The organism is Bacteroides sp. 1001302B_160321_D4 (assembly GCF_015667765.1).
Taxonomy (GTDB): Bacteria; Bacteroidota; Bacteroidia; order Bacteroidales; family Bacteroidaceae; genus Bacteroides; species Bacteroides xylanisolvens.
Genome location: NZ_JADPLO010000006.1, coordinates 135,405 through 162,396, shown reverse-complemented (window position 1 = coordinate 162,396; position 26,992 = coordinate 135,405). Strand labels below are relative to the sequence as shown.

General features: G+C 40.9%; 15 protein-coding genes. 1 reads left to right on the top strand and 14 read right to left on the bottom strand.

All coding sequences use genetic code 11. The annotated features are described in order from the left end of the window. From KFO40_RS04280 to KFO40_RS04250, 7 genes are all read right to left on the bottom strand, one after another. Positions 1-1,143, bottom strand: a 1,143-nt coding sequence (locus tag KFO40_RS04280) for a beta-galactosidase (protein WP_211146108.1), incomplete at its 3' end; no start/stop codon positions are given. 133 nt (positions 1,144-1,276) lie between these two features. Continuing rightward, positions 1,277-3,328 carry a hypothetical protein gene (locus KFO40_RS04275; RefSeq protein WP_195646484.1) on the bottom strand — a complete coding sequence of 684 codons (2,052 nt, stop codon included), beginning with the start codon at positions 3,326-3,328 and terminating at the stop codon, positions 1,277-1,279. A 26-nt stretch (positions 3,329-3,354) separates the two neighbouring features. Continuing rightward, positions 3,355-4,353 (bottom strand): family 43 glycosylhydrolase, encoded by a 999-nt coding sequence (locus KFO40_RS04270; protein ID WP_008645106.1) that lies wholly within the window; start codon positions 4,351-4,353, stop codon positions 3,355-3,357. A 32-nt stretch (positions 4,354-4,385) separates the two neighbouring features. Further along, entirely contained in the window at positions 4,386-6,041 is a 1,656-nt protein-coding gene (locus tag KFO40_RS04265) for a RagB/SusD family nutrient uptake outer membrane protein (RefSeq protein ID WP_117684674.1), read from the bottom strand. 10 nt (positions 6,042-6,051) lie between these two features. Beyond that, positions 6,052-9,414: a SusC/RagA family TonB-linked outer membrane protein gene (locus KFO40_RS04260; RefSeq protein ID WP_118408780.1), complete on the bottom strand. Its 3,363-nt coding sequence runs from the start codon at positions 9,412-9,414 to the stop codon at positions 6,052-6,054. A gap of 270 nt (positions 9,415-9,684) precedes the next feature. Then, a complete protein-coding gene (locus tag KFO40_RS04255; protein WP_117811701.1) occupies positions 9,685-10,698 on the bottom strand; it encodes a FecR family protein in 1,014 nt (337 codons plus the stop codon). A gap of 71 nt (positions 10,699-10,769) precedes the next feature. After that, positions 10,770-11,360 carry an RNA polymerase sigma-70 factor gene (locus KFO40_RS04250; protein WP_008026656.1) on the bottom strand — a complete coding sequence of 197 codons (591 nt, stop codon included), beginning with the start codon at positions 11,358-11,360 and terminating at the stop codon, positions 10,770-10,772. Positions 11,361-11,547: 187 nt separating this feature from the next. Here KFO40_RS04250 and KFO40_RS04245 point away from each other — a divergent pair, with 187 nt between their 5' ends. Beyond that, a complete protein-coding gene (locus KFO40_RS04245) occupies positions 11,548-13,062 on the top strand; it encodes an SLC13 family permease (protein WP_004307059.1) in 1,515 nt (504 codons plus the stop codon). A gap of 62 nt (positions 13,063-13,124) precedes the next feature. Here KFO40_RS04245 and KFO40_RS04240 read toward each other — a convergent pair whose 3' ends face one another. From KFO40_RS04240 to KFO40_RS04210, 7 genes are all read right to left on the bottom strand, one after another. Beyond that, a complete protein-coding gene (locus tag KFO40_RS04240; protein ID WP_008026659.1) occupies positions 13,125-14,411 on the bottom strand; it encodes a histidine-type phosphatase in 1,287 nt (428 codons plus the stop codon). A gap of 70 nt (positions 14,412-14,481) precedes the next feature. Then, positions 14,482-18,507 (bottom strand): hybrid sensor histidine kinase/response regulator transcription factor, encoded by a 4,026-nt coding sequence (locus KFO40_RS04235; protein WP_211146107.1) that lies wholly within the window; start codon positions 18,505-18,507, stop codon positions 14,482-14,484. A 243-nt stretch (positions 18,508-18,750) separates the two neighbouring features. Next, positions 18,751-21,276: a family 20 glycosylhydrolase gene (locus tag KFO40_RS04230; protein ID WP_211146106.1), complete on the bottom strand. Its 2,526-nt coding sequence runs from the start codon at positions 21,274-21,276 to the stop codon at positions 18,751-18,753. A gap of 7 nt (positions 21,277-21,283) precedes the next feature. Continuing rightward, positions 21,284-22,357: a cellulase family glycosylhydrolase gene (locus tag KFO40_RS04225; protein ID WP_211146105.1), complete on the bottom strand. Its 1,074-nt coding sequence runs from the start codon at positions 22,355-22,357 to the stop codon at positions 21,284-21,286. A gap of 34 nt (positions 22,358-22,391) precedes the next feature. Further along, on the bottom strand, positions 22,392-23,870 hold the full coding sequence (locus KFO40_RS04220) for a BACON domain-containing protein (RefSeq protein WP_211146104.1): 1,479 nt from the start codon (positions 23,868-23,870) through the stop codon (positions 22,392-22,394). A gap of 46 nt (positions 23,871-23,916) precedes the next feature. Continuing rightward, on the bottom strand, positions 23,917-25,332 hold the full coding sequence (locus KFO40_RS04215) for a DUF5125 domain-containing protein (protein ID WP_211146110.1): 1,416 nt from the start codon (positions 25,330-25,332) through the stop codon (positions 23,917-23,919). Next, complete coding sequence (locus KFO40_RS04210) at positions 25,332-26,975, bottom strand: RagB/SusD family nutrient uptake outer membrane protein (RefSeq protein ID WP_248005558.1); 1,644 nt, start codon at positions 26,973-26,975, stop codon at positions 25,332-25,334. Before KFO40_RS04210 ends, KFO40_RS04215 begins: the two co-directional genes overlap by 1 nt. Positions 26,976-26,992 lie beyond the last annotated feature (17 nt).

Sequence of the window (26,992 nt, the reverse complement as noted above, 5' to 3'; positions counted from 1 at the left end):
ACGGAAACGGTAATTGCACACAAACTTCCCACCACCTGCAAAAACGTGATACACCCACATACGCACAGCGCCGGGTAGGGGTTGTGGATTATACACTCCCCAGTTCACCTGACCGGGTTGTAGTTCCATCACTCCGAATGTTTTGCCTACACGGTTACGAAACTGGTCATTGGAAAACCCAAGATCTTCGGGAATCCCCATTCGAAAGCCCTGGCTACCTATTCCTTGATTATGTCCGGTCACCAGATAGCGGGTGTAGGTCAGGAAGTCCGTATGATCGATCCGTACCGGGTCAACCGGATTGAAAACAGGAATCAGGTTGGTAGTGATCCATTGGTCTTTATTAATATGCTGCCGGAGTATGTCCGCCTGCATATTAACAAAGCCCGCCAATTCGTCCGCCATGAAACGGTTCAGGTCGAGCATGGCATGAGGATTGGGCTTATCGGGTACTTCCTGCTGACTAGGGAGACGCACTTGGTCGAAGTCCTGATAAGTTTCACTCCAGAAAGAGGTTCCCCATGTATCATTCAGTTTGTCGATAGTTCCGTATTTCTTTTGTAGCCAGACGCGGAATTTTAGTTGTGCATTTTCACTGTAATCCACTACTCCGTAGTGTCCCGGCTCATTGTCAATCTGCCAGCCGATAACAGCAGGATGATTGCCATAACGCATTGCCAGACGGGAAACAATGTTTTCTACATAACGACGGTAACGGTCGCTACTCCAGGAAGCATGCTGACGCCGTCCGTGCTGAATGGAAACTCCATTATCCCGCTGAATCAATATATCGGGGTACTTTTTCGACAGCCAGGCAGGAGGTGTAGGAGTAGGCGTACACATGATTACTTTCAAACCATATTTCTCCGCCAAAGAGACTGCACGATCCAGCCACTCAAAATCATACTTTCCTTCTTCCGGCTCCATCATGGCCCAAGCGAACTCCGCAAAATGGGTGAACTTGATCCCCATCTCCGACATTTTCTTCAGATCACGTTCCCATTGGGAGGAATCCCATTGCTCGGGGTAATAATAAGAACCCAAAGCAAACAACTCTTCCGGAGGAAAAGACTTATCGACCGGAGACTGGGAAAAGGATGCCAATGAAAACAATAAAGCTAAAACCAATAAAGATTTCTTCATGGATATTATTTTTAGAATCTATATAATAAGACATTTCTAAAAGAGAAAACCACATAGCCATTTATATAAAGAGGTCGTGTTTTGTATAAAACCGGCCTCTTTATGTTATGCTATACTAATATAATACTCAAAACTAGTATTTCTTTGTAAACGTGCAGGTATTTGTATTCATATCCAGCTTGACATGATATATACCGGCTCTGAAATTAGCTCCCGGTCCGAAGTTTTCTGTTTCCTGCCATTGATCTCCGTTCCAATAACCGCCCCGGGCTATTAAATCACCTTCAGACACAATAGTCACGTCAAACGAAGTAATTTCATTATTCCAACCTTTTTTCTTATAAAATCTGAACATAAAGTCATTGTTTAAAAATAGATTGGTTTCAAAAATACGATCCCCGGTCTTCACACAACAGATAAAATCTTTCGGGTTTTCCCATCCCCAATTTCCAATATCATCAGCAAGAAGTCCGCTGATTCTAGGATGCCCGAAGGTAGCCCCAGTGATCCATACAGTTTCGGGGAATTCCGCACCAGTCGTTTTCTCTACATATATAAGTTCCCTATTCTTATTATAGGAGATCTTATACTTGCCATCCGGAGCATTAAACTTGTATTGGCCGTTTTCATTCGTAAAGTATTCCGGTTGAAGCATATAATCCAGATAACTAAAACCTTCAAAATCGACAGTCTGCCCTTTCGTGAGATTCAACTCTACACCGATATAATTGGGATCATTAGATTGAGTCAGCTCTGTACCGTTTATTTTATAAAATTCTTCTCCAAGCTGCCCTTCGTCTACCTTATCAATAAACATACATATATTCTTATTCAGATCTATCCGGACACGGTATACTCCCGGCGTGAAATCCGGTCCGGCTACAAAATCACCGGTAAAATGTCCGCCACCAGTACCACCTGTTGCCGGATCACTGTAATACCATCCCTTACCCAATAAATTAACAGGTTGCGTATTGACAATAGTACTAGCCAGTTCACCTCCCCAAGGACGTTGTTTGTAGAATTTAAACTGGAAATCTTTAACCAGATAAAGGGTGGTTTCAAAAATATTGTCTGCTACCTTCACACACTGGAATGCATCACTCGGCAAGTTGAAAGTCCATGCACCGACAGTCACCCGTCCGGCTTGAGGATGTCCGAAACTGGATCCGCAAACCCATAACCCATCCGGATAATTTACCGAGCGGTTTTCCAGATATGTCAGTTTGTTTATCGGATCATAATACAATTTATAGTTTCCGTCTACTCCTATAAATGTAGCTTTATCTTTTGTTATGTTTTCAAAGAAATCCGGTTGAAGCATCTTTCTCACATCACCAAAATTGCTGAAAGTCACTTCATCACCTTTATGAAGTTCCAAAGCAATGCCCAGAAAAGATGAAGCCTCTTCTAATATACCCATTTCCTGACCGTTAACCAGGAAAGATTGTTCTTGAATATTCTCATCTTTCGCTTCAAAAGCACAAGTGTTATTGTTCAAATCGAGCGTGATAAGATAAACTCCGGGTTGGAACAGCGGTCCCGGAATAAAATCTCCTCCCGTCTTTCCGGCAACCAAGAAAGGGGTAGTTAGAGTGATATTATCTTCGGGAAGAGTAGTGATCTCATTGTCTCCCTCTCCCCAGCCTCTATGCTTGAAAAACTTAAATGAGAAGTTATTAGCCAGATAGAGAGTCAGTTGAAAAACATTGTCGGCACTTTTATAACAATAAAGCACATTGTTAGGTCCGTCCATACTCCAACCGCTTGTGGTAACCAGCCTCGCTTGAGGATGTCCCCAGTTGGCTCCGCAGAGCCATAATCCGTCCGGATAGGTCGCCCCGGCTTTTTCTATGTACAAAAGCTCATTAGCAGGATCATAAAGCACGTTATAATCAGCAGTCTCCCCTTTGAAACGGGCCTTATTTTCGGACACATATTCAAAGTAATCCGGTGAAAGAATGGATTCTATTTCGTCAATCCCCGAAAACTCGACTTCCTGTCCTTTTTCCAGATGAAGCTTTTTTCCCTGAAAATTGGAATAAATCTCTTCATCCAACACTTGACCTCCTACAGAAAGAGGAGAGGCAAGTTTCCATTCCGGCCACTGATCCCATTTCTGTACGTCATCACTGCAAGATGTCGTTAACAGCAACAGAAGGACCGTATATATATAATATTTCATAATGCAGTCATATTAAGATTATACATTTATTTTTTATATGCTTTCAGCAGAGCTTGATAAACAGTTTCGTTCACCTTCACAATACAGCCGTGTCGTGCGCCGGGTCTGTCCGTACCATCCTTCACATTAGGTCCGGAGAAGGTGCGTTCTTTCCATGGGCCGTCCATAGAGGTCGACTGAAACAGATGATACCCATAAGGCTTGGCTGCATAAGATTCCGCATAAATGAACCAACCGCTATGATTGGGCCGTTCGATAAAAATAGGTGCTTCGCGCATCATATCATTCGGAGTGACGGGTGCTCCCGGATTGGTGTAAGGACCGGTCAGATTGGAAGAGGTGGCAATACGGACTGTTTTCCCGGTTTCCGGAGCAACAGCCGGATCACGTTCATCTTTCAAGATTGCATAATAAACACCGTTTACCTTCCGGATAATGGCATCAATAATAGCCATGTTCTCATCTGCACCAGTGAAGTTGAACAGTTTCTGCGGTTCTGTATACGTCTCAAAATCTTTTGTCAACACATAGAGAGTACGCATACTGTCCCAGTCATCCTTATCCGGATCGTTGCAGGCATGCCAGCTTATAATATATTGTCCGCTGTCCTTGTCATAAAACATCTTGGGTGCTCCCCAATAATAAGTAGTATAAAATCCCTGCGCATTACTACGATTAAAAATCATTTCATCTAACGGGGCAGACGTCCATGTCACCAAATCTTCCGACCGCCACAAAGCCAACGGATTGACTGCTATCATATAAAAAGCCCCATCATGTCCCTGACAAATATCTGGATGCCCAATGTAAGCACTATTGATTATCCGACCTTTATTCAGCGTCTCCCAATTTACACCATCCCGGGAAGCTGCATAATACAGCTTTCCATAATTAGCATTCGTCATGTGAGCAAATAAATATCCGCCATCTGTTTCTACCGGAATTTCTTCTCTGCCTGTTTCTACATCATCCGAGCATGCCCAACTCATTAAAGACAATAATAGACCAATTATATAGTAACTCATACGTTTCATATCTTTATATTCAGTTAATAGGTTTAATTTATATTTTGCTGCGCTTTGCTCTTATCTTCCGCCCAACCCGGACGTTCCCAAGTCTGCTTCAGCTCTTTTCCATAAGAAACCGCCTGTTCGACTGCATAATTAGGAATCGGCATGTACTGATGCGTCGGCATTACTCCCTTCGCTTTATACATTTCCTGCGCATATTTATTAAAACGGATCAAGTCAATTTTACGATTACCTTCATAAAAGAGTTCATGTCCCCGTTCGGTCAAGATAGCATCCAGAAAAGCATCCTTGGTATTGGTTGCCACAGCCGGCAAATTTGCCAATCCTGCTCTGTTCCTTACTTGATTTACTGCATTTATAGCAGCCACAGAAGGTACAGTTCCTGTTTTGCGTACTTCTGCCTCTGCATACATCAATAATACATCGGCCCATCTCGCCAAAGGAATATCGGTACCCTGGAAAGTTGTCATGGTTTCCTGCGGAAATTTATTCATAATATATCCATTCCATCTCACCCCCAGATTGTCTTTATTGATGATAACACCATTCTTGTCCTTATAACTAGTCACAATCGTTTTCAGACGACCGTCGTTACTTTCGAAAGCATCATAGTATTTCTTATCCATACTGAAAGCCTGAAACCATCCGCCTCCCATTGGGAAAGGGTCCCCTTTTGCCACATCGGAAGGTAAAGCCCACATCAGGAAAGGATTCGCATTTCCATGTTTCGGGTTACCATCGGCAGCCGGACTACAACTGACAGCCATAATGATTTCTTTATTGAATTTATTGGCATTCTTGAACAGGTCAACGTATGGGGTACTTCCAGTTTTAAACAAATCATATTTACCTGTATTGAGTTCATTATACATATCCATCGCTCTCTGATAATAACCTTCCATGTGTTCTCCCTCGTTCAGACAGTGTTTCATCAGGCAGAAACGGGCATAGTCACGCGTATAGCGTCCCAAATCGGGAGCTGTTTCGGGCGCATTCTTTGCAGCAAATTCCAAGTCGTCCGTAATCCACTGGGCCATTTCATCCAAAGAAGGACGCACGGTATTCGATAACGCTTCCGGATCAATTACTTTTTCAGGGTCCAGGATGACCGGTACAGGACCGTAAACATGTAACAGAAAATACATCATCAATCCACGGCACAGACGCGCTTCTCCAAGCAGATTATTCTTTTTTTCTTCTGTAAGAGCAGTCAGAGGAGCTTTCTCCAAAGTTCCAATGATTTCAGTCATACGGGTTATTTGAGCTGTTTTCGGGAAATGGTTGAGGTTACTGCCATCATCTACATTTCCACGCCAGTAATAAAAGCAATTACTGTAATCTCCTTTAGTAAAGCGTTCCCAGTCTGCACCTACTGTGGTAGCAGATGCACATATATCAGAAGTGGAATCAAACATACGTACCGTTCCTCCCGACTGTATATGAATACCGTGCTGCAAACCGCCTGAACCCATATCATACGTCCAAACCGTAGTGTATGGCAAGTAGCAAATCATCATATAGGAAACATACTCCTGCTCTGTAGAAGGATATTCTCCCTGCAACAAAGCTCCATAAATATAAGGATCAAAATTATTCTCACAACTACCGAATAATAGTTGCAAGGAAACAAGCATCGGTAAAAAAATCTTCTTTTTCATACGACATAATTTGTTAGATTTCATAGCTTGAAGTTTAGAAGGTTAATTTTGCACCTATTGAATAAACTCTCATTTGAGGATATTGCCCTCCGGTCAAATTAGAAGAGGAAGTGTTGATTTCAGGGTCATATCCTTTGTATTTGGTAAAGGTCAAAGGATTCTGAAAATCGACAAACACACGTATTCCTCTAATATATCCTTTAAATACAGATAACTCTTTGGGACCCAGATTATATCCCAGTGTGATGTTTCTTACACGTATATAAGAGGCATTTTCTCTTGTATAATCAAAGCCCAGATTTTCGGGTAAAGCCACTGATTTACTGATTGCGATACCCGGGAAGCGTCCGTTCGTGTTTGTCTGGGTATTCCAAATATTATAAGAATAGATACCAACATTGTGCGCATCCACTCCTCTGGAGAGACCTCCGACATCTATACTATTGCCATATGCATCATTCCATTTCTTTACTCCCAATTGACCATACATGAATATATCCAAATCAAAGTTCTTCCATGTAAATGTATTCCCGAAACCAAAATATAATTTAGGTAACGTATTATCCATATAAGAGTCATTCACATCAATGATTCCATCACCATTTTTATCTTCAACAATAGGATATCCCGGCATACAAGCAGCAGGACCTAACGAACGTTGCGATTCGGGCATATTACTCTTATCCACATTGATGATACCGGTCGTTTTATAATAATAGAATGCATTCATCGGTTCATTTTTCCTTTTCTGATATTTTTGATAATCATAGTTGGGCATACGTTCTATCCATACCGCGTTATAATGGGACATTGTAATTTGAGAGGTCCATTTGAAATCATGTGTTTGAAGATTCAGCGAATTCAAACTCACATCTACTCCGGTACGTTTATAATGTCCTCCATTGATAGGACGTGTTCCGTGCATTCCCAATAATTCAGTCGGTGCTGTCCCCAACAAATGGGTTACGTCATTACGGAATACATCTACACTACCCCAGATTCTATCTCTAAGAACGGAAAAATCCAATCCGATATTTTTCATAACCGTCTTTTGCCAGGTTACATCTTCATAGTTGGCACCGGACAATATGTAAGGAATATAGGTAACTGAATTATTATTGAACTGAACATCTTCACGGGTAGTTGTTACAATACCATATAGTGTTGTACCTAAATTGTCACTACCAGTTTCACCATAACTGGCTCTTAGTTTCAACATATTAATCCAGGAGATATTCTTTATAAATGATTCTTCGTTCATTTTCCATGCTAGAGAAACAGATGGGAAGAGAGCATATTTCTTACTGGGAAAGAATTTATCCGTACCGTCACGGCGCAATGAAGCAGATACTACATAGCGACCCAATAAGTCGAAATTTCCTCTGACAAACTGTGACCTCTTTTCATTTTTATATTTATAAGAAGTCGGATAGAAAGGACCGTCTGCCATGCCTACACTGCTTCCCTGTATATGATCATTCGCATTTTCGTATGATATATCCGAACCATCGCCACTATCGAGATAACGTCCCATACCGCCCATCAGATTCATATCCAACAGCTCTCCAAACTTATGTTGAAATGTCAATGTACCTTCGAGAGTGCTTTGTTGCCTTTTTCCATATCCTAAGTTTCCTCTGGATTTACGTTGCAATGCGTAGTAAACATCAGAAGGTATGTATGAATCACGAGAGGTATTTTCCTTGTTCAATCCATACAACACTTTTGCCGAAAGCATATTCTTTATGATATCAACATCCAATGAGAAATTCATGTAATAACCACTTTGCTCGGACTTATCATTAATATCATGCATGGAAACAGGGTTAGGCGTCCGGCTAAATACATTATATTTCCCTTCGGCATCGTATATAGGAAGATAGGAAGGATAGAAAATTGCTCCGAAAAGTGCTCCGGCTCCCTGATCTCCTAAGTTCCCAACATCCCCGCCAACAGTAGAGTTCGTGTAATTATTCTGATTCAAATTGACGATTGTTGTCAGTTTCAAAAAGTTAGTCAGTTGGGAGGTGATATTTGTACGCAAAGAGTAGCGCTCCATATCCGAATTATGAACGGTAGCATCTTCTTTATAGTAGTTAACACCCAGATAATATTTAAACTTTTCAGAACCACCGCTAATCGTCAGATTATGATTGGTCACCGCACCTGTTTTCAGCACTTTGTCCAACCAGTCCGTAGTCGGAGCATTGGCTATTTGTGTCGGTGTAAAGATAGGTGTCCACTTATCATCATAAGCGGTATTTCCATAAGGATACTGACCTTTGTCATATAAATAATTCTCCTTACTAAAAACATTGACCATGTTCATCAATTCGGGACCACTCAATACCTCCAGATAAGGATAATGTTTCTGTATGGAATAACTTCCTTCATACACTATGGTCGGTTTTCCTTCTTTTCCCTTTTTGGTAGTCACCAAAATAACACCATCGGCAGCTCCGATACCATAAATGGCGGCAGAAGCATCTTTCAGGATTTCAATAGATTCAATATCGTTGGGATTTAATCCTGCCAATCCTGCACGGTTGACGGAGGAAGGAAGTGATGTGCTCCCCGTACCGACTTCAAAAGAGCCGCTAGGCATAACCACTCCATCTACCACATAAATCGGTGTACCACCTCCACGAATGGAGATATTGATGCCTCCCCCCGGCTGGGGACTGGATACGGTTGCCTGCAAACCGGCAGCACGCCCCAACAACATTCCGGAAATATTACTGGTAGCTGCTTTCGATATTTTTTCTGTTTTTACTGTAGCAATAGAAGTAGTCAGATTCTTGCGGGAAGTCGTACCATAGCCCACCACTACCACCTCATCTAAAATTTGCTGATTTTCAGCCAAGGTCACGGATAAAGAGGTCCGGTCTCCCACTTTTACTTCCTGTGTCTGATAACCAATATAGGAAATCTCTAATACGGCTCCCGGTGATACTTCCAACGAGAACTTCGCATTCAAATCAGATGCGGTTCCGTTAGCCGTTCCTTTTTCCTTGATGGTAGCACCGATGATCGGTTCACCATTGGCATCATTCACCACACCTGTGATTTTACGTTTTTTAGTGTCTTTAGAGGTATTCTGCCGTTGCCCTTTTTGGACAACAATGTTTTTACCTTTTACCTCATAAACAACATCTTGCCCGTACAATATCTGATCGATAGCCTCATTCAACTGCTTTGCCTTTACACTCACAATTTTCTTTGTATCCAGATCTCCCACTTTATATACGAAAGAATATCCGCTTTTATTCTTCAATTGCGTCATTGCTTCTTTCACTGAAACATTATTCATTTTCAATGAAACGGCCTGGGCTAGCATTGCTATGTTAAGGCAAAAGAGAGCCACGACCATTAATATGGCCTTCTTCCTGTAATTCATAAAATAAACAAATTATTTAATTAAAACTTGAATAACTCGTTTTAAAAGAGATGTATTTTGCTAACTTTGCATTATCTCTTTTGAAAACATGCTCACGTTTGAAAGTTGTTGAAGAAGAGATTCAGGAGCCGGAAGATGTTCGAGATCTTCCGGTTTTTATTTTTCTCTCCTTATTCATTCACTAAAGACTATTCAGTATTATTTTCTTCCTTCATATTCTTCAATTTCTAAGGTTAAACAATCATAGTATTATAAATCTCTGGTAACCGGTTAATAGATAGTTATATTGCGTTCTTCAATCTTATATTGTATTTTCTCCGTAGATGCCAACGCATCCAATACTTCCTGAATACTTTGCTCCCGACGGACAAAATTACCGTAGAACCGGAAGGTATTTAAAGAATCATTGGCGATGCGAATAGTAACATTGTAGCTACGTTCCAATTCTTTCACGATGTCCGGCAGAAGCTCTTCATCAAAAAACAGATAACCGTCCGTCCATTGCGAAGCATTAGAGGCTGTAACTGTTTCTACTGTCATCCGTCCGTTCGTTTTATTCAATATTGCTCTCTCATCAGGCGCAAGAATTGCTTCTTTTTCTTTTTTCAGTAAATTATTCAGTTCAACTTTCCCTTCCAATAAAGATACTACGACTTCATTATCCTCCGGGTAATCGCGAAAATTAAATTTTGTTCCCAGTACTTGCAATTGTAAATCCTTAGTCTTTACAAAGAAAGGGAGTTTCTCATTCCGCCGGACTTCAAAATATCCCTCACCTTCCAGTTCGATCATACGATTATCGACTCCGAAACCTTGTGAGTAAGTCATTCGTGAACCGGCATTCAGCCAAACTAATGTACCATCCGGCAAATAAAGCTTTGTCCTCGATCCTAAAGGAGCTTCTACGGATATATCCGCGAATGTGTCTTTTACGTTCACTCCTCCCTGCCAATAAGAGAAGCAGCCGACTGCAAGTATGACTGCAATAATCGCTGCATAACGCCACAACATTGACAACCGGAATCCATGATGAGAAGTTTTTTCTATTTCCTTCCGATTTCCGATACGTTTCTTAAATGTATCGAACGCTTTATCTTTATTGTATTTCGACGCAGCTTCACGACTGACAGCAGAAAACCAGACTTCCCGCTGCTGAATAAAGTAATTCTTATTTTCAGGTGATGCAGCTATCCATGCTTTCAGTTCGGCTAAAGCATTTTTGTCCAAACCTTCAGTCAGATAGGTTGCAATCAATTCATCAATATGTTTCTTTTCTTCTTCCATTTTTCTGCGTTCTATAAAGGAGACAGTAGTTTTTTAATTGAGGGTAGTCTAAAAATGACTTTTTTTCGTTTTTACCCGAAAAAAAATAAAAGTAGAGTAATCAGATATTTACTTAGATTCATTTGTAAAGATGCTAATGCATTCTTTATATGATATTTAACCGTATTGACAGAGATGCCTAACTCTTGAGAAATTTCTTCGTATGATTTTCCTTCAAAACGGCTTTTATCGAACACGCGACGACATTCGTTCGGCAATTTATCAATGGCTTTATATATTTCCTCTTCCAGTTCACGCTCCAGCAATGCCCCCAACGGATGCGAATCGGAGATCGTCATTTTATCGTCTGTTATCTCATCAGGCATTAGAGATGAAAACGCGATCTCACGCTTTTCCCATTCAGAATTCAGATAGTTGATACAACGATTACGGACGGCTCTCACCAAATAGCTACGGATAGAAACGGAAATCTCTAACGTTTCACGAATCTCCCATAAATGAAAAATAGTATCCCCGACAATGGTTTCCGCGAGGAATTGATCTTTTACATAGCCACTCGCGACATGACACAGCAGAGCATAATGACGGTCATAGATGTATTGATAGGCGTCTTCGTTGCCTATCTTCAACTGCTCTACTATTAAAGTTTCAGTGTGCTCCATGAATGTATTAGTCGAGTTAATGGCACAAATTTAGAGAAATTGCAGCAGACTACCTAATATCCATATTAATATCTTCAAGGACATCACAATCCAAAAGAATTATAAAAAACTTCTCTCGTTGATTTACGAGATATAGAATAAAAAGTTATTTTTGCACCGTTTTTTAATTTTATCTTAAACTAGTATTATGTACAAGATTTTTCACGGCTTCCATCTAGTGGAAGCTTATCAGGACTTAAAGAAAGCCAAACGGTTGGCAAAAAATCAGACAGTGGCCAGATGCATAAAGCTAACCGTAGCTATTACCCTTTCCCTTATTTTATGGCTCCTCCCTATTGACACATTTGGTATAGAAGGGTTAACAGTTATAGAACAAAGACTTATTTCTATCTTTATTTTTGCCACACTGATGTGGGTATTCGAGGCTGTCCCTGCATGGACCACTTCTGTATTGATTGTCGTTTTATTGTTACTCACCGTTTCCGACAGCAGCTTATGGTTCCTTACTCAAGGAATCTCGACAGAAGAATTGGGACAGACAGTCAAATATAAGTCCATTATGCATTGCTTTGCCGATCCAATCATTATGTTATTTATTGGTGGGTTCATACTTGCCATCGCAGCAACCAAAAGCGGATTGGACGTATTGTTGGCACGCGTCATGCTAAGACCTTTCGGAACCCAATCACGCTATGTACTATTAGGATTTATTCTTGTTACAGCTGTATTTTCAATGTTCCTTAGCAACACGGCTACAGCTGCCATGATGCTCACTTTCCTAACTCCTGTATTAAAAGTACTTCCGGCAGACGGTAAAGGAAAAATTGGTCTGGCTATGGCTATTCCTGTAGCTGCTAATGTGGGTGGCATGGGAACTCCTATCGGCACACCGCCCAACGCAATTGCCTTAAAATACCTGAATGATCCGGAGGGACTGAACCTAAATATCGGTTTCGGAGAATGGATGAGTTTTATGTTACCCTATACTATTATTGTATTGTTTATCGCTTGGTTCATACTTTTACGATTGTTTCCCTTTAAACAAAAAAATATTGAATTACAAATTGAAGGTGAAGCCAAAAAAGACTGGCGTTCCATTGTGGTTTATATCACTTTTGCTATCACAGTCATACTTTGGATGTTTGACAAGGTAACGGGAGTAAACTCTAATGTAGTAGCTATGATTCCGGTAGCCGTTTTCTGTATAACGGGAGTCATCACCAAACGCGATCTGGAAGAAATCAGTTGGAGCGTACTCTGGATGGTAGCCGGCGGCTTCGCCCTAGGCGTTGCTTTACAAGAAACCGGACTGGCGAAACATATGATTGAAGCTATCCCATTCAACACATGGCCTCCTGTATTAATGATTGTCGGCTCCGGACTTATTTGTTATGCTATGGCTAATTTCATCTCACATACAGCTACGGCAGCATTGCTCGTCCCCATCCTAGCCATTGCAGGAAGCAGCATGCGTGAGAACCTATCTTCCTTAGGTGGAGTAGAGACTTTATTGATCGGAGTGGCAATCGGTTCATCATTAGCAATGATATTGCCTATCAGTACTCCTCCCAACGCATTGGCACATGCCACAGGCATGATTCAGCAAAAGGATATGGAAAAAGTCGGAATAATCATGGGAATCATCGGACTGATATTGGGATATACCATGTTGATTATACTTGGCTCCAACAAATTATTATAAAAAATACTCTTTCCATACAAATAAGCCCTGTGAGAAGCAATCATTCTTACAGGGCTTTTTTGCTAATCAGTCTTACTTGAAAACCTGGAAAGAATCTCTTTTGATATTGCTATCCGTTGTTTCAGATAGTGGCAGACTTCTTCCCACCGATAATATGGGAAAAAGGATGTGACCACCGGAATGGTTACTTCTTGCTCATTCAAAAGTATTTTGACCCAGACTTGACAGTTCTTATCACGATAAAACACCCATTGCACATTAGCTGCCATCGGAGCAATTTCATAATCTTTCCAATAAATGGATACGGAATCAGGTGATGCTATCTGTATATCCGTTTTTCCTATACCCATCAATGCTACAAAAGGAATGACAGTTTCTGCATGCGCAAAACGAAGATCCACCCGATTGTCCGATTGCCCGTTAATTGCCTGCTCTGTCGTTTGAATAAACTCTGAAAGTAACGGCCATGCAATTGCAACCGGCAACATATTTCCAACTGGTGCTGCACTTTTAGTCAGATATTGCCGCAAGTTTTGTGTTTGCCAATAACCATACCATTCTTTATCATTGAGAATACCTTTCATATTAAAAGATAAGCCTGTATCAGGAAGTATAGCTGCTATTGAGAACAAAGCCATGACAAACTCCCGTTTTTCCTGTTCTGTTTCTTGTCCTGAGGTGAGAAAAATCCTTTTCATGACAGGTGTAAAAACTATCTTATCTTGCACAAATGATTCATACAAAGAAATCCAGTCACCTTTCTCTTTATAATAAACATAAGGCTTGTTCAAATCAAAAAAACGAAGAAGTGGGTTATATTGCTTTCCTGCACTTTTCTTTATTACCAATGAGGAATCCTGTTTTTCCATACCAGAAAGAAAAGCATCCATACTACTAATACAACGAGGAATATAGGAAGCTATCGCTTCAATTCGCGCCGAATCTACAAATATTTCAGGATAACGCAATAGCATACGCTCTGCTATTCCCTTTTGTTCCTGCTCTCCTACTGCCGACAATTCTCCCCATCGTCCTTCGAAAGCTTCGGACAGCCGTAATACCGTAGCAAGCAGTTCCTGACCTTTTACAGTCAATCTGTTTTCCTGCTCCGCCAATATAAGCACATTTCTAACCTTCTCTAATGCTTTTCCCGAAGTCGGGAACCGTGCTCCGTGCCTTCCTAAATGATTGATATAAAAAGGAACCATACCATCATGGTTCAAAACAGGCAGATTCTTTATCAAAGGATACGGCATAGCCGTTCCTGCATATTTCTGAATTGCACTTTGCCCGAATAAAAAAGTTATAGGGAAAAGCAGACCAGCTAAAAATATCAATATTGCTCTCATCCGGCAGAATATATATTTGTTTGCCAAACATAACAACCGGGCATAGAACAATGTTTATATACGCTGCCTACTATTTCTCATTTTTTAAATTGCTTGCCGGACAAGGTTCTGTATTTTCCGAATCTCCATATTTGCTCGGACTTACACCATAATACTTTTTAAATACCTCACGGAAATATTTCGCATCCGAGAACCCGACCCTATCGGTAATTTCCGCTATTGTATATTCGCCCTGCTTTAGCAATTGTGCAGCATGTTGCAAACGTATCATCCGGATATAATCAGCCGGAGCATAACCTGTCAAGACCTTTAATTTATTAAAGAAACTCGTACGGCTCATGTGATGGCGACTGCTAAGCATTTCTACATTAAAATCCGGATCACTCATGTTCTTCTCTATACATTCCTTGACCGAAGCAATAAATTTCCAGTCCAGAGTATTAGTACAATTAACCGCAAATTTCTGTTCTTCCTCTTCGATACTATTATAAACCTGACGGAGCAAAGCACGATTCGCCAGCAAATTCTTAATCGTTGCCTTGAGTATTCCTACACTGAAAGGCTTGGTGATATAAGCATCCGCTCCGATTTCCAGCCCTTCTAGCATATTCTTCTCGTCTCCCAATGCTGTCAGCAAAACGACCGGAATATGAGACATCTCAAGATCCCCTTTTATCGCTGAACAAAGTTCATCTCCGCTCATTTCAGGCATCATTATATCGGATATAACAAGATCCGGATTAAATTCCCTGATTATGATAAGTGCATCCTTTCCATTCGGACAAGCCTGAATATTATAACTCGTCTTCAGCATATCCACCAGATAATTGCGCAAATCATCATTATCCTCCACTATCAGGATCCGTTGTAAGGAACTGTTTATCTGGGATATTTCCATAGCCGGCAAATCAGAAATACTACCCGGTATGATAGTCTCCGGACGTTCATCCGGCAGCTTGGGAGAAATAAATTTAGCTTTATGAAGATGGCTATTTCCTTTCGGGAAAGTAACTCGTACACAAGTGCCTTGTTGTTCATTGCTCTGAATCTGAATCTTGCCTTTATGTAATTTGACTAGTTTGTATACCAACATCAGCCCTATTCCGCTACCTGTCACTTTTAGATTGACAACATTGCTACCTCTAAAACAGTTCCTGAACAATTTCTTCTGTTCGCACGAAGGAATACCAATTCCCGTATCTTTCACCTCAATGCTCCACGTGTTTCCTTCCTCACAAGCGGAAATGCAGACACTACCTTCTTCAGGTGTATACTTCAATGCATTCGACAAGATATTTTTCAGAATAGATCCCATCTTGTCACTATCAAACCACACATTCAGATAGTCAAAATTGCTTTCATAAACAAACCTGACATGTTTCATTTCAGCATATTTGCGAAAAGCAGCACAAACATCATTCATAAAAGTATTCAGCTCATACTCGGAAACATAAAGAGTGGATGAATAGACATCTATCCGTTCGAAATTTATCAAGTTCGTTGTCAGCTGAAGCAATGTATTTACATTCTTAAGAGCCATATTCATATGGGGTAACGCCTGTTCGGTCACCATACGATTTTCTATGACTTCCTCCAGCGGAGCTTTTATCAACGTAAGCGGCGTACGTATGTCATGAGCCGTATTAATGAAGAACCGTGTCTTCTCATCCGACACTTTCTTCTGCTTTTGCAACATGATGATACGAAAGATGATAATCATAACCAATACCAACAGAATTGCATATCCCACCATAGCCCACAAACTGGCCCATACCGGAGGTGTTATAACAATCTGAATGTTCCTAGTCTCATAGGTCTTATACTTCTCTTCATTGGATATGGCGCGAATTTGCAACGTATAACTGCCAGGAGGCAGATTTCTGACAAGAATCCGGTTATCCTGACTCGGACGGCTCCACTCTTTATGATAACCGTCAATCTTCCATGAATAAAGAATGTTGGAAGGATAATCATAATTAATGGAAGCTACATCAAGGGAAAAAGTATTTTGTCCGTAGGCTAGTTCCAGCCGGTCAGTTTCGTCAATGTCCTTCTTCAAAGGAGATCCGTCATCACCCGGGTAAACGGGATGATAAGCTATCATAAAATCGCGCAGCAACAAACGTGAATAATGCGGTTCCGGTATCTGTATGTCTGTCGGAAATTTAACAGCACCATCATTACCACCGAAAACAAGCATGCTTTTATTACAGGTCGTGGCAGAACCTGCATTAAAACTAACACTCATCAATCCTTGTTCACGTGTCCAGTTACGAAAAGAATGTTTCTGGGGAGAATAGATCGTAATACCAGTCTCCGTACCCATCAAAAGACTCTCGTCCTGACGCGGAAGAATTGTATAAATATTGTCGGAAATCAACGCACAGTTATCAGTACGATATTGATGGATAAACTTTTTCTTATTAATGTCATAAACAAGGAGTCCGGCTCCACGGGTACCGATATACAGGATACCGTCTTCTCTCTGGTATAATGCACATATATAGGGAGATTCAACTGGCAGATCAATATATCGGTAAATTCCGGATTCCTTATCAAGCAGGTAGAGTCCCATTCGCGTACCAATCCACATCAGCCGGTCATCCTTCTCCTGAATGGTAGTAATAGAACTTACTCCCGGATATAAACGTACATTTTTAGTCTCAAGATTGATACGCTTCAGATGATAATATCCACCGGACCAGATATCACCTCCCGAATCTTTTTTAATGTCATAAATATATTGGTCGGGACGTACTCCTGCAATGGCGGCAGGAGAAAGATAAGTTACCTTAAAACCTTTCTTCTTCTCTATCTTGTAAATACCCGATGTATAACCACCAGCCCACATTACACCAGGAGAGACTTCACACAGCGCTAAAAAAATGTGATTCTCATCATTCGGTACCGGTTCAAAGGAGCTAAAGAAGGAACGCCATTCTTTTGTATCAGTCTGATAGAAACTAATACCGTTACTGGTTGCAAACCAGAGGTCACCGTCACTATCTTCCACTACATCATGAACCTGATCGTTCACCAGTGACCGGGTATTACCAAGAGAATGTCTTATCAGGTCATAACTTCCATAACGGTTGTTACGGATTGTAATGCCGGTGGGATAATTTGCGAGCCAGATGCGATCTTCTTCATCTACATAGACATCATTAATATTATTTCCATTCATCCCGTTATAACTGCCATAATCAGCTGTTATATAGGGTTCACTCATGTATGTATTCACATCCAGCTTATATACACCTCTTCCCCCAGTAGCCACTAGAAGTTCATGAGCGTTTAAAGCAGCAATCTGGTTAATCTCTACATGATTGGGGAATTGACAAGAGATGATTTTTCCTGTTCCCCCCATGTCATATATAAGTATTCCCTCTTTATAGTTTCCCACAAATAACTGCTTTGAAACAGCATGGTAATAAAGTTCATGCACTGGAGCGATGCTTTCCAACGCTTCATCAGGAATCACCTTTAACTTCCCTTCTTCTATTCCGGCACGAAATAAACCACTTCCCGTACCTATAAAAAAATGGTTACCATCTGTCTGTTCAATGGTAGTTATTTCACCGTCGACCGGCACCGACATATGTAACACTGTTCCGGTATGGGTATCATACCAGGTAATGCTATCTTTACAGCACAACCATATACGGTCATTCTTGTCCAAATAACCATAATCCAGAAATGCTTGCGACTTATTTCTGATCAGTTCCGGATGCACATAAGCCAGTTCAAACTTGTCATGCTGCGAATCATACCTAAAAATACGACCTTTCTGACCAATTACCCATAATACATTTCCGTTGTCCATATAAAGCCAATTCAAGGCAATCCGTGAATCCAACGTCATGTTATCGTCTGAAAAGTTGTAATGCTTGATATGTTTGCCATCATAACGGTCTATCCCTCCTTGAGTCAGAAACCACATATATCCCCGTCGGTCTTTTTGGATATGGTATATTTTCTGATTATTCAACCCATCTTCCAGTCCTATGTACTTATAAATCTGTCCCCTGCTTACAGTACCATTAATGAGAAGAAGTACAAACAAAAAGAATCTTCTCATTTTTACAAAACTACTCATGTCTTTCACTAATATTCAAAAAAATACTCTGCAAAAATATGAAAAAATTAATTAAAACGCAAGTCGAAAATGTATTTATATTTTAACCATCAATTATTATTAATACTCATACTCCCAGTTTTAAATTTGTTGAATATTGTAAAGAAGAGCTAGAATTTCAGTTACCCCTTAATCTGTAAAATTTCATAAATGCATAAATAAAAAGCTATTCTAATATTATTAAAATAGCTTTTTATTCATATATCATCTATTAAACAATGCGGTAGTTACACTCTCTTTTCCTAGGTAAAAAGCCTTTGCTTTTATCAGTGGAGCATTACATGCTACCGGAGTTTGCCATTCTATGGAACTTTCCGTAGGCTCACTACCATCGGTTGTGTAGCGGATTATCGCATTGGGAATGGCAGTATTAGCCAATAGTAATCCATCCCTTATCATAATACCGGGAGGAGACACCCGGAAATTTATTCCCCGCTTTGCTAAACGTGGCAATTCATAATCTACAATACCGGCATTATATTTCCGTTTGGCATCCATATATACTTTGCCGTCCGGAGATAATGCCCACGATGGTTGAACATTCCAAGCACGTTCTGTCAATCCGAAGACTTTTGGGAAAAGATAATATTCTACCTGTTCAAAACTACGGATTGTTTCCGACCATATTTGTCCGGACAGACCTTTAATATTTTGAGAACCTTCCTTTGTCAAGGGCTGTTTTCCGTTTGAAGCAGCTTTCACATCAACAGGTTCACCTTTCAAATTCCGTCGTAAAGACTTATAAATATCAAAAGGCAACATATCAAACGTCACATATTCATCCACATAACCGCCCCAACGCAATCCCGGTTCCTCCACATGATAGCAATAGGCCATATCCAAATAGAAGTTACCCACATTACAGAGTATAATCGGGTAGCCCGCATTAGCTAGCTTATACGGCACTTCATCCCCACCCTGTTCCGGAATGGTGTTCCAGCAATAATTTAATACCTTACTGTTTCTGAAATGTTCGTTAACGGTATTATCCGGATTCATAACAATGTCCTGCCATCCGACTGCCTGTATGTTACGTTTGTCCAGCATTTCCAATATTTGTTCCAGAAAATAATCCTTCAGTTCCCGTATCTTAGTCAGTCCGTTCTCTTGCATAAAAGTGCGGCAGATAGAAGAACCTTCCCAAATACCTTCTGGTACTTCATCTCCACCCACATGGAAAGCAGTCAGTTCTACTCCTGCATCCTGATACATCTGCACGATTTCGTCAATCACTTTTTCAAGAAAATGATAAGTGGAAGGCATGGCAACATTAATCACATTGTCTGTGAAATTTTGTGCCGACAGATATTGGGAAGTATCTGCAAAGTCAGTCAAAAGATATTCTTCCGCTTTCGGTTGGTCTGTAGCTATGTATTTCTGATAACGGGCATTCATGGCTTTAATCGCTGCCCGGGAATGTCCGGGAATGTCTATTTCGGGAATAACTCTGATATGCCTTTCTTTCGCATATTTCAAAATATCCATGAAGTCACTGCGAGAATAATATCCATTAGCCAATGAAGCAGTATCTGTCTCATTCCATCCCCAGGCATACGCAGGATAAAGACATGTCTGTTCATCTGTGGTATGTCCTCTACGAGAAGCTATTTCTGTCAATTCCTCCAATCCGGGTATTTCCACACGCCAGGCCTCATCGTCACTCAAATGTAAATGCAGTACATTCATCTTATAGAATGATAATATATCGATCAGTTTCAGCAGCTCCGCTTTCTTTGTAAAGTTGCGGGCTACGTCCAACATAATTCCCCGATGCCCCATGTCCGGATAATCGGTTATATGAAGATTAGGTATCGGAGAAGAAGTTAGTTCCATGTTATCTAATAAGGCAAGCAATGTTTGACAAGCATTAAATATGCCATGTGTATCACTAGCTTTCAAAGTCAACCGGTTATTCTTTATCACGATTTCGTAATATTCATCGGGATATTGACAGGTAATAGGAACCTCCATTTTCTTCAATTCAATGATTGTTTCTTCATCCTTATCGGAAACGCTGCATCTTAATAATGAAGTCAATTGACTTTTCAATAAAAGAGCTTCCTCTTTAAACGCATCATCAAACTTCAGACAGACTTTTTGAGAGAAAGAAGAAACACCGCCCGTCTTTTCCACTTTTTTAGGAGCAGGAAAAAGAGAAAGCATATCACAATCTACCGGTTTGCTAAAATCATCATTCTGCTTATAGAAATAATTTCCATCTGCATAGGGAAAGCTGTTCCTCGAGCTAACCCATTGGGTATCGGGCTTAAAAAGCTCGATCTCGATGGGGACATTTTGCGGTTGTAACGGTTTTCCTTTTTCATCGGTAGTTACCATATAAGCCCCTTCAGGAACCGAGGACACATTAATCACATTTCCTTCACTCAATATGGTAAAAGTGATTGTTTCACCCGGTGGCAATGCCTGGTAGTGTTCAGTGGGGTACATTTTATAGTAAGTCGAACCCAAACATTCAATTTCCAGCGGTGCATTAATAGGTTGCTGATAATAAATAGGTGTCTGATTAAAATAGATCACCCAATTATTAGTCAAGGATTTATTCCCATTATTCGTCAGACAGAATGTATTCTTAAAATATCTGGCTTCCACACTATCTTTTTCCAGTTTCCATGTTAAGGATAGCTGTGAGGAAGGGGGCTGTTTACCAGCCCCACAACCAAACAGGCATATCCCCAACATCATTATCCATATATTCCTCATAGTTATCATAAGGGAATTATTTAGTTAATGAACGAATACATTCCACTTCTTCTGTCGAATAAGGGGTTCCATCACTACGGAATATATCGTGGAACCACAATGGAGGTTCAACAACATCAGGCAATGGAGTGTCCCATGCAAAGATCGTATTTGTTTTTCCAGCTACAAGTCCCCAGTTGATTGCACCGATATTTTCTCTCTTCAGCATTGGCATAATATCCTGGAAAGTACTATTTTGAGTACGTGCCATATATTCTGTACAAATCATCGGGCGACCGTATTGCTTCAATGTATCAATGAGTTGCTGATGCGAATTCACGCCTTCATACGTGTGGTATGTTATCACATCCGAATTTTCCAATTGGAACTTATTCAGATTAGTCAGGCTCATATCCCAAACTCCGGCCGACAGAGGTTGTGACGGATTCACCGTTCGTCCCCACGTAAATATCTTCTGCAATAACGGCAAACTTCTTTCACCGTATCTATATCCTCCCGAACCTCCGGGTTCATTATATAAGTCCCATAATACGATTCTCTTATCATCCTTAAAGGTAATCAGGATATCTTTCACATAGCTTTCCAATACCGGAAGTATCACTGCCGTATCGCCTTTATAATACAGATCACCCGGGTCACGTGCCCATCCCGAATTGTGTACTCCCGGCTGTGGTTCCGGCTGTTTGCCAGCCTGATATACAGGATTCCAACAATCATCCAGGAAGACGAAGATGGTAGAGATATGATGCTTGTCGGCAATAGTAAGGTATTCATTGATACGTTTCTTAAAGCCTTCCTTATCTGTTTCCCAAACCAGGTGATGCAAATATACGCGCATACAGTTCATGCCTATTTCTTCCGCCCACCCCAGTTCACGATCAATAGTCACCGGATCAAAAGTATCTGCCTGCCACATCTCCATTTGGTTGATTGCCGTGCTCGGAATAAAATCGCATCCACGAAGCCATCCCCATTGTTTATACCACTCATTAGCCTGCTCTTTTGTCCAGACCTCACGAACAGAGACAGTTTTCTGGTTGCAGGCAATCAACATAGCACCAATAAAAAAGGAAAGTAATATCTTTTTCATATAATCGTTTTACTTTATCAAATTAAAAATCTGTTTATTTTCTCCACGTAAATATTACCATATCACCCGGTTCGACTGCTATCGTAGAGCCGTCCGGAGTAGTCGTTGAACCATTTTTCAACACTCTGCTAACAGAACTATCCACATCGATAGACAGGTTCATCACATTACGAAAATCTCTATTTACTACCACAAGATATTGATTACCAGCTTTCTCCAGGACAGAGACAACAGCACCTGTATCACTCGTAGTCAATGATTTTATAGGGGCCGGCAAACTTCCCAACGCCGTAGTCCCTTCCGGTATTTCACTTCCGGTATGAGACACTAAAATAACCTGTGCTCCCAAGAATATACCAGCAAGCTGTTGTACTTCCTGATTAACAGTCTTGACCAAATCATACACTTCAGTCGGATCATCATGTTGAAGTCCGCGATAGGTAAAATACTGGATTGCCTGCGCACCATAAGCCAAATCACTGAAGACTTGTAATCTCAACTCGGGCAATGTCGGTATCTTATAAAAATGAGTTTCATCCAGTTTATGAGAAAGTGCAAGTGCAAATGCCCAAAAAGGTTTATTACTCTCTTTAGCAGCTGCTGATATTTCTTCCAAATTCCGATACCAGTCCGGACGGATAATGCTTGGAGCACCATTTATAGAGACAATTGGATAATTGTCAAACGAAATAAACGGAACAGGAACTTGTTCTATAAACGACTTTACATTTTCAGAATAAAGTTCTTTCCCCCATGCCCAATTGGGGTATAAATTTATATAACAAGGATGATGGCTGTCGATGGTTTTAATCTTCTTCACCAATTCGCCCAAGCCCGGCAAATCATTCACTTCCGGTTCATCCTTCAAATGGTAGGCATACAAAGCCGGATGATTCATCATCGCTTTTACGACCTCTTCGGCAGTACCAACAGACAAGAGGTCCTTACAAGAAGTTATCATTTTCACTCCGGTCTTCTGTGCGGCGTCAAGCACCTTCAATGTTGTTTCCAAATCATCATACCATCCCAGATAAATATTAATACCGGATGCTTTCATCACCGGGAATTTCTCCAGCGACTTATCTGCTTCCACTCCGGTCCATGCTATAATCGGAAACTCTCCATCAGTTGTAGGGATATAAGAATTACCCTGAATGATCTCAATTTCCTGTGTCTTTACTCCATTAGGTACTACGCGGAATACAGCCGTACGTCCGGTTCCTGTATTTGCATTTGCAGTAATTGTCACAGTTCCGTTTCCACTCCCTTTGGCCGGTGAGATGGTAACCCAAGACTGATCTGTCTCGTTTACAAATTTCCATTCCGTATTAGACTTTATCGAATAGACCTCCGTAAAACCGTCATTACTGATCTGTAACTTCTCCAAATTTCCGGAAATAGAAAAAGAGGCTTTCTCCGGGTCCATCGAACAGGACATCAATACCATTGGCAACATTGAAAAAAAGAATGCGACCAGTAATTTCTTACTATATGTTTTCATTGATATATACATAATTCTATTAAATATTAAATTAAAGACTATTAATCTTGATCCCCTCTTAATTATAAGGAGTCAATCGTATCACTTCTTTGGCTTTATCAATATGTATCGTATAAAGTCCGGCTTTAAAATCAGGACCGGGAATCAGATCGCCAGGGGCACTTCTCGTAATCAGGTTAACAGGTTCAACCGTATACAGATTCTTCGTGTCCTCCTCTTGCGCCCAACCATATCCCCGATAGAACTTAAATCCCATAGTCTGGTCGATATACACAACTGCTTCAAAAGCACTTGCACCTACCTTCTTAAAGAAGAACCATTGGTGAGGATATGCGAAATCCCAAGCAAGTGTAGCCACATAAGGTTCACGCGGGAATCCAACTCCAGTACCAACAATATACATCACTTCCGGATAAAAGACATCCCGCGGCCGCTCCATATACATAAAACCGTTTGATGTATTATATTTCAAATTATAAAGTACCGACGGACCATCGAATTTTGCTTTGCTCCCTGAAACATCTTTAAAGAATTCCGGCCGGAGCATATTGGTGACATCACTACCAAAACCTATAAAATTAATCTTGGCACTTTCTACCAGCTGAACATCCAACTGGACATATCCTCCTCCCACATCAAAGAAGCGGGACTTATCAATATCAATGCTGTATGTCAAAGTCTTATCAGCCAGAAAACTCAACATATCAAAAGTGATATTCTCCAATGTATAACTCCCTACCTTAGGAGTCGGAATCGAAGTAGCTGCATCATCAGTCACAATCGCGATCTTATCGTCTGAATATCCCCATACCAAACCGGAATAATCAGGTTTATTGTTTATTATCTTTTCGGCAACTTTAAAATGGTCGCCAATCCCTGCCAAATCCGCCGTATTCGTCCGGAAACTATAATCCGTTTCATTCTGACTCTCCTTGTCCATTTCATACACATTTCCCAAATCATCAACAAGGTATAATTGGGAAGGTGTTTCCGGACGGGTCACCGCCACACTTGCGGTCTCATCCAAAGTCAGGGTCGATTCATTGCCACCTAAATCGTTTACAGCCTTTATAGTCACCACAGGACGTCCATTCTGGAAACCGGCAACAAAAGGTAAAGTAGCTTCCTCTTCAATAACTGCAGAACGTCCGCTCAATCCTTTAGACAAATTCAAGATTTCGGCTCCATCCATTGTCACTAATAATTCGAATGAAACCAAATCATTATATTCATCACTTATCTGTGCGGTGAACTTCACCTTATCACCAGCCGCCACAACCGTTTCACCATTCACTCCCCGCAATACGGCATTTTCTATTTTAGGTTTTGAAGGTGTAGGCCACTCCGGCCATTCACTTGGCTTACTAACATCATCTTTTGCACACGAAAGGAGCAATAACGACGACATGAATAATACATATATCTTTTTCATTTTTCTTAAGATCTCTAGTTTAACAATAATGAATGATGACATTAATTGCGAGCTGCCGCAAGATCCGCTTTCCATCCCTCACGTTCAAATGTCTGTACCAACACTTTTCCATAAGATTCCGAAGCTTGTTGAACCGCGTAATTAGGAATAGGCACATATTGATGTGTAGGAGCCACTCCTTTGATCTTCGCTGTACGTTGCGCATACTGATTAAAACGGATGAGATCTATTTTACGCATCCCTTCATACAACATTTCATGTCCTCTTTCCGTAAGTAAAGCATCTAGGAAGGCTTCAACATTCGCTGTTGCCGATGACGGAAGATCTCCCAGTCCGGCACGCTTACGCACCTCATTGACCGCAGCAATAGCATCAGCGGACGGAGCTGCATTGTTTTTACGTACTTCGGCTTCCGCATACATGAGCAATACATCTGCCCAACGGGCTAACGGTATATCAGTCCCCTGAAAAGCCGTAGCTGTTTCCACCGGGAATTTATTAATTATAAATCCGTCCCATGTGGTTGTATTCCGGTCAATCCAAGTTCCGGCAGTCGTATAATATTTGGTAAGGATCACTTCACGACGTTTATCCAAAGGATCATACGTATCCCAAAATTTCGGAGACACGTTGAAGGTTTGTCCCCATCCCTGCCCTTGCAAGTAGAAAGGAGTCGGATTTCCCTGATCGTCCACTCTGGCTGCATTATCGGGAGTAGCGAGCATCATCAGCGGGTTAAAGTTACCGGACTTATTCGTACCGTCCGCCGTTTCATCACAGCTGACAGCCATAATCACTTCCGAATTGAAGTTATTGGCATTTTTAAATTGCTCAATATAAGGATTATCCCCTTTCTTGAAAAGACTATACCGCCCCTTCAACTCATTATACATATCAATTGCTTTCTGATAATAACCAGACATATAATAGCCTTCATTCAGGCAATGCCGCATGATGCATACACGTGCATAGTCTTTATTGTAACGTCCCTGTTCTGGCTGTGTATCTGCAATATACTGATAAGCATAATCAAAATCAGCCATAATCCACTCCGTCATTTGCTGCAATGTCGGACGTACCAGATTTTCCAGCTTTGAAGGATTAATCAGATCGTCCGGATCGACAATCAAAGGAACAGGACCATATACATGCAATAAATAATACATCATCAATCCACGGCAAAGACGGGCCTCGGCAATAAACTCCCTTTTACGCTCTTCGGAGACCACTTCGGTAGAAGCCTTCTCCAAAGTTCCAATCACATTGGTGAAGTAGGAAATCTCACTTACTTTCGGAAAATGATTCGGCCTTTCGTCACTTAACGTACCGCTTGTGTAATAAACACACTGACTGAAATCGGCTTTGGAAAGAAAGTAGTATCCGCCTCCCCAACCATTATTCCACACGGCCATTTCATCTGTTGGATAATCAAAGAACTTCAGTACACCTCCGGCAGGGATATACCAACCGTGCTGATTACCACTTGTTCCGGCACCGATCCAATAGGTCCATGTTGTCGTAAAAGGCATATAGCAGGTCATCATAAATGATTCGTATTCGGCTTCAGTCACCGGATAATTAGAAACATTCAACGTGCCATACATCTTCGGATCAAAATTATCCTCACAACTGCACATGATAAATGCAATCATGACAAACACCTTAAATAATTTATTCTTGCTCATATTTTCAATCTTTTCTT

Coding starts and splice junctions, on each gene's coding strand:
- KFO40_RS04275 (WP_195646484.1), bottom strand. CDS start 3,328: ATGAAATATTATATATATACGGTCCTTCTGTTGCTGTTAACGACATCT.
- KFO40_RS04270 (WP_008645106.1), bottom strand. CDS start 4,353: ATGAGTTACTATATAATTGGTCTATTATTGTCTTTAATGAGTTGGGCA.
- KFO40_RS04265 (WP_117684674.1), bottom strand. CDS start 6,041: ATGAAATCTAACAAATTATGTCGTATGAAAAAGAAGATTTTTTTACCG.
- KFO40_RS04260 (WP_118408780.1), bottom strand. CDS start 9,414: ATGAATTACAGGAAGAAGGCCATATTAATGGTCGTGGCTCTCTTTTGC.
- KFO40_RS04255 (WP_117811701.1), bottom strand. CDS start 10,698: ATGGAAGAAGAAAAGAAACATATTGATGAATTGATTGCAACCTATCTG.
- KFO40_RS04250 (WP_008026656.1), bottom strand. CDS start 11,360: ATGGAGCACACTGAAACTTTAATAGTAGAGCAGTTGAAGATAGGCAAC.
- KFO40_RS04245 (WP_004307059.1), top strand. CDS start 11,548: ATGTACAAGATTTTTCACGGCTTCCATCTAGTGGAAGCTTATCAGGAC.
- KFO40_RS04240 (WP_008026659.1), bottom strand. CDS start 14,411: ATGAGAGCAATATTGATATTTTTAGCTGGTCTGCTTTTCCCTATAACT.
- KFO40_RS04235 (WP_211146107.1), bottom strand. CDS start 18,507: ATGAGTAGTTTTGTAAAAATGAGAAGATTCTTTTTGTTTGTACTTCTT.
- KFO40_RS04230 (WP_211146106.1), bottom strand. CDS start 21,276: ATGATAACTATGAGGAATATATGGATAATGATGTTGGGGATATGCCTG.
- KFO40_RS04225 (WP_211146105.1), bottom strand. CDS start 22,357: ATGAAAAAGATATTACTTTCCTTTTTTATTGGTGCTATGTTGATTGCC.
- KFO40_RS04220 (WP_211146104.1), bottom strand. CDS start 23,870: ATGTATATATCAATGAAAACATATAGTAAGAAATTACTGGTCGCATTC.
- KFO40_RS04215 (WP_211146110.1), bottom strand. CDS start 25,332: ATGTCATCATTCATTATTGTTAAACTAGAGATCTTAAGAAAAATGAAA.
- KFO40_RS04210 (WP_248005558.1), bottom strand. CDS start 26,975: ATGAGCAAGAATAAATTATTTAAGGTGTTTGTCATGATTGCATTTATC.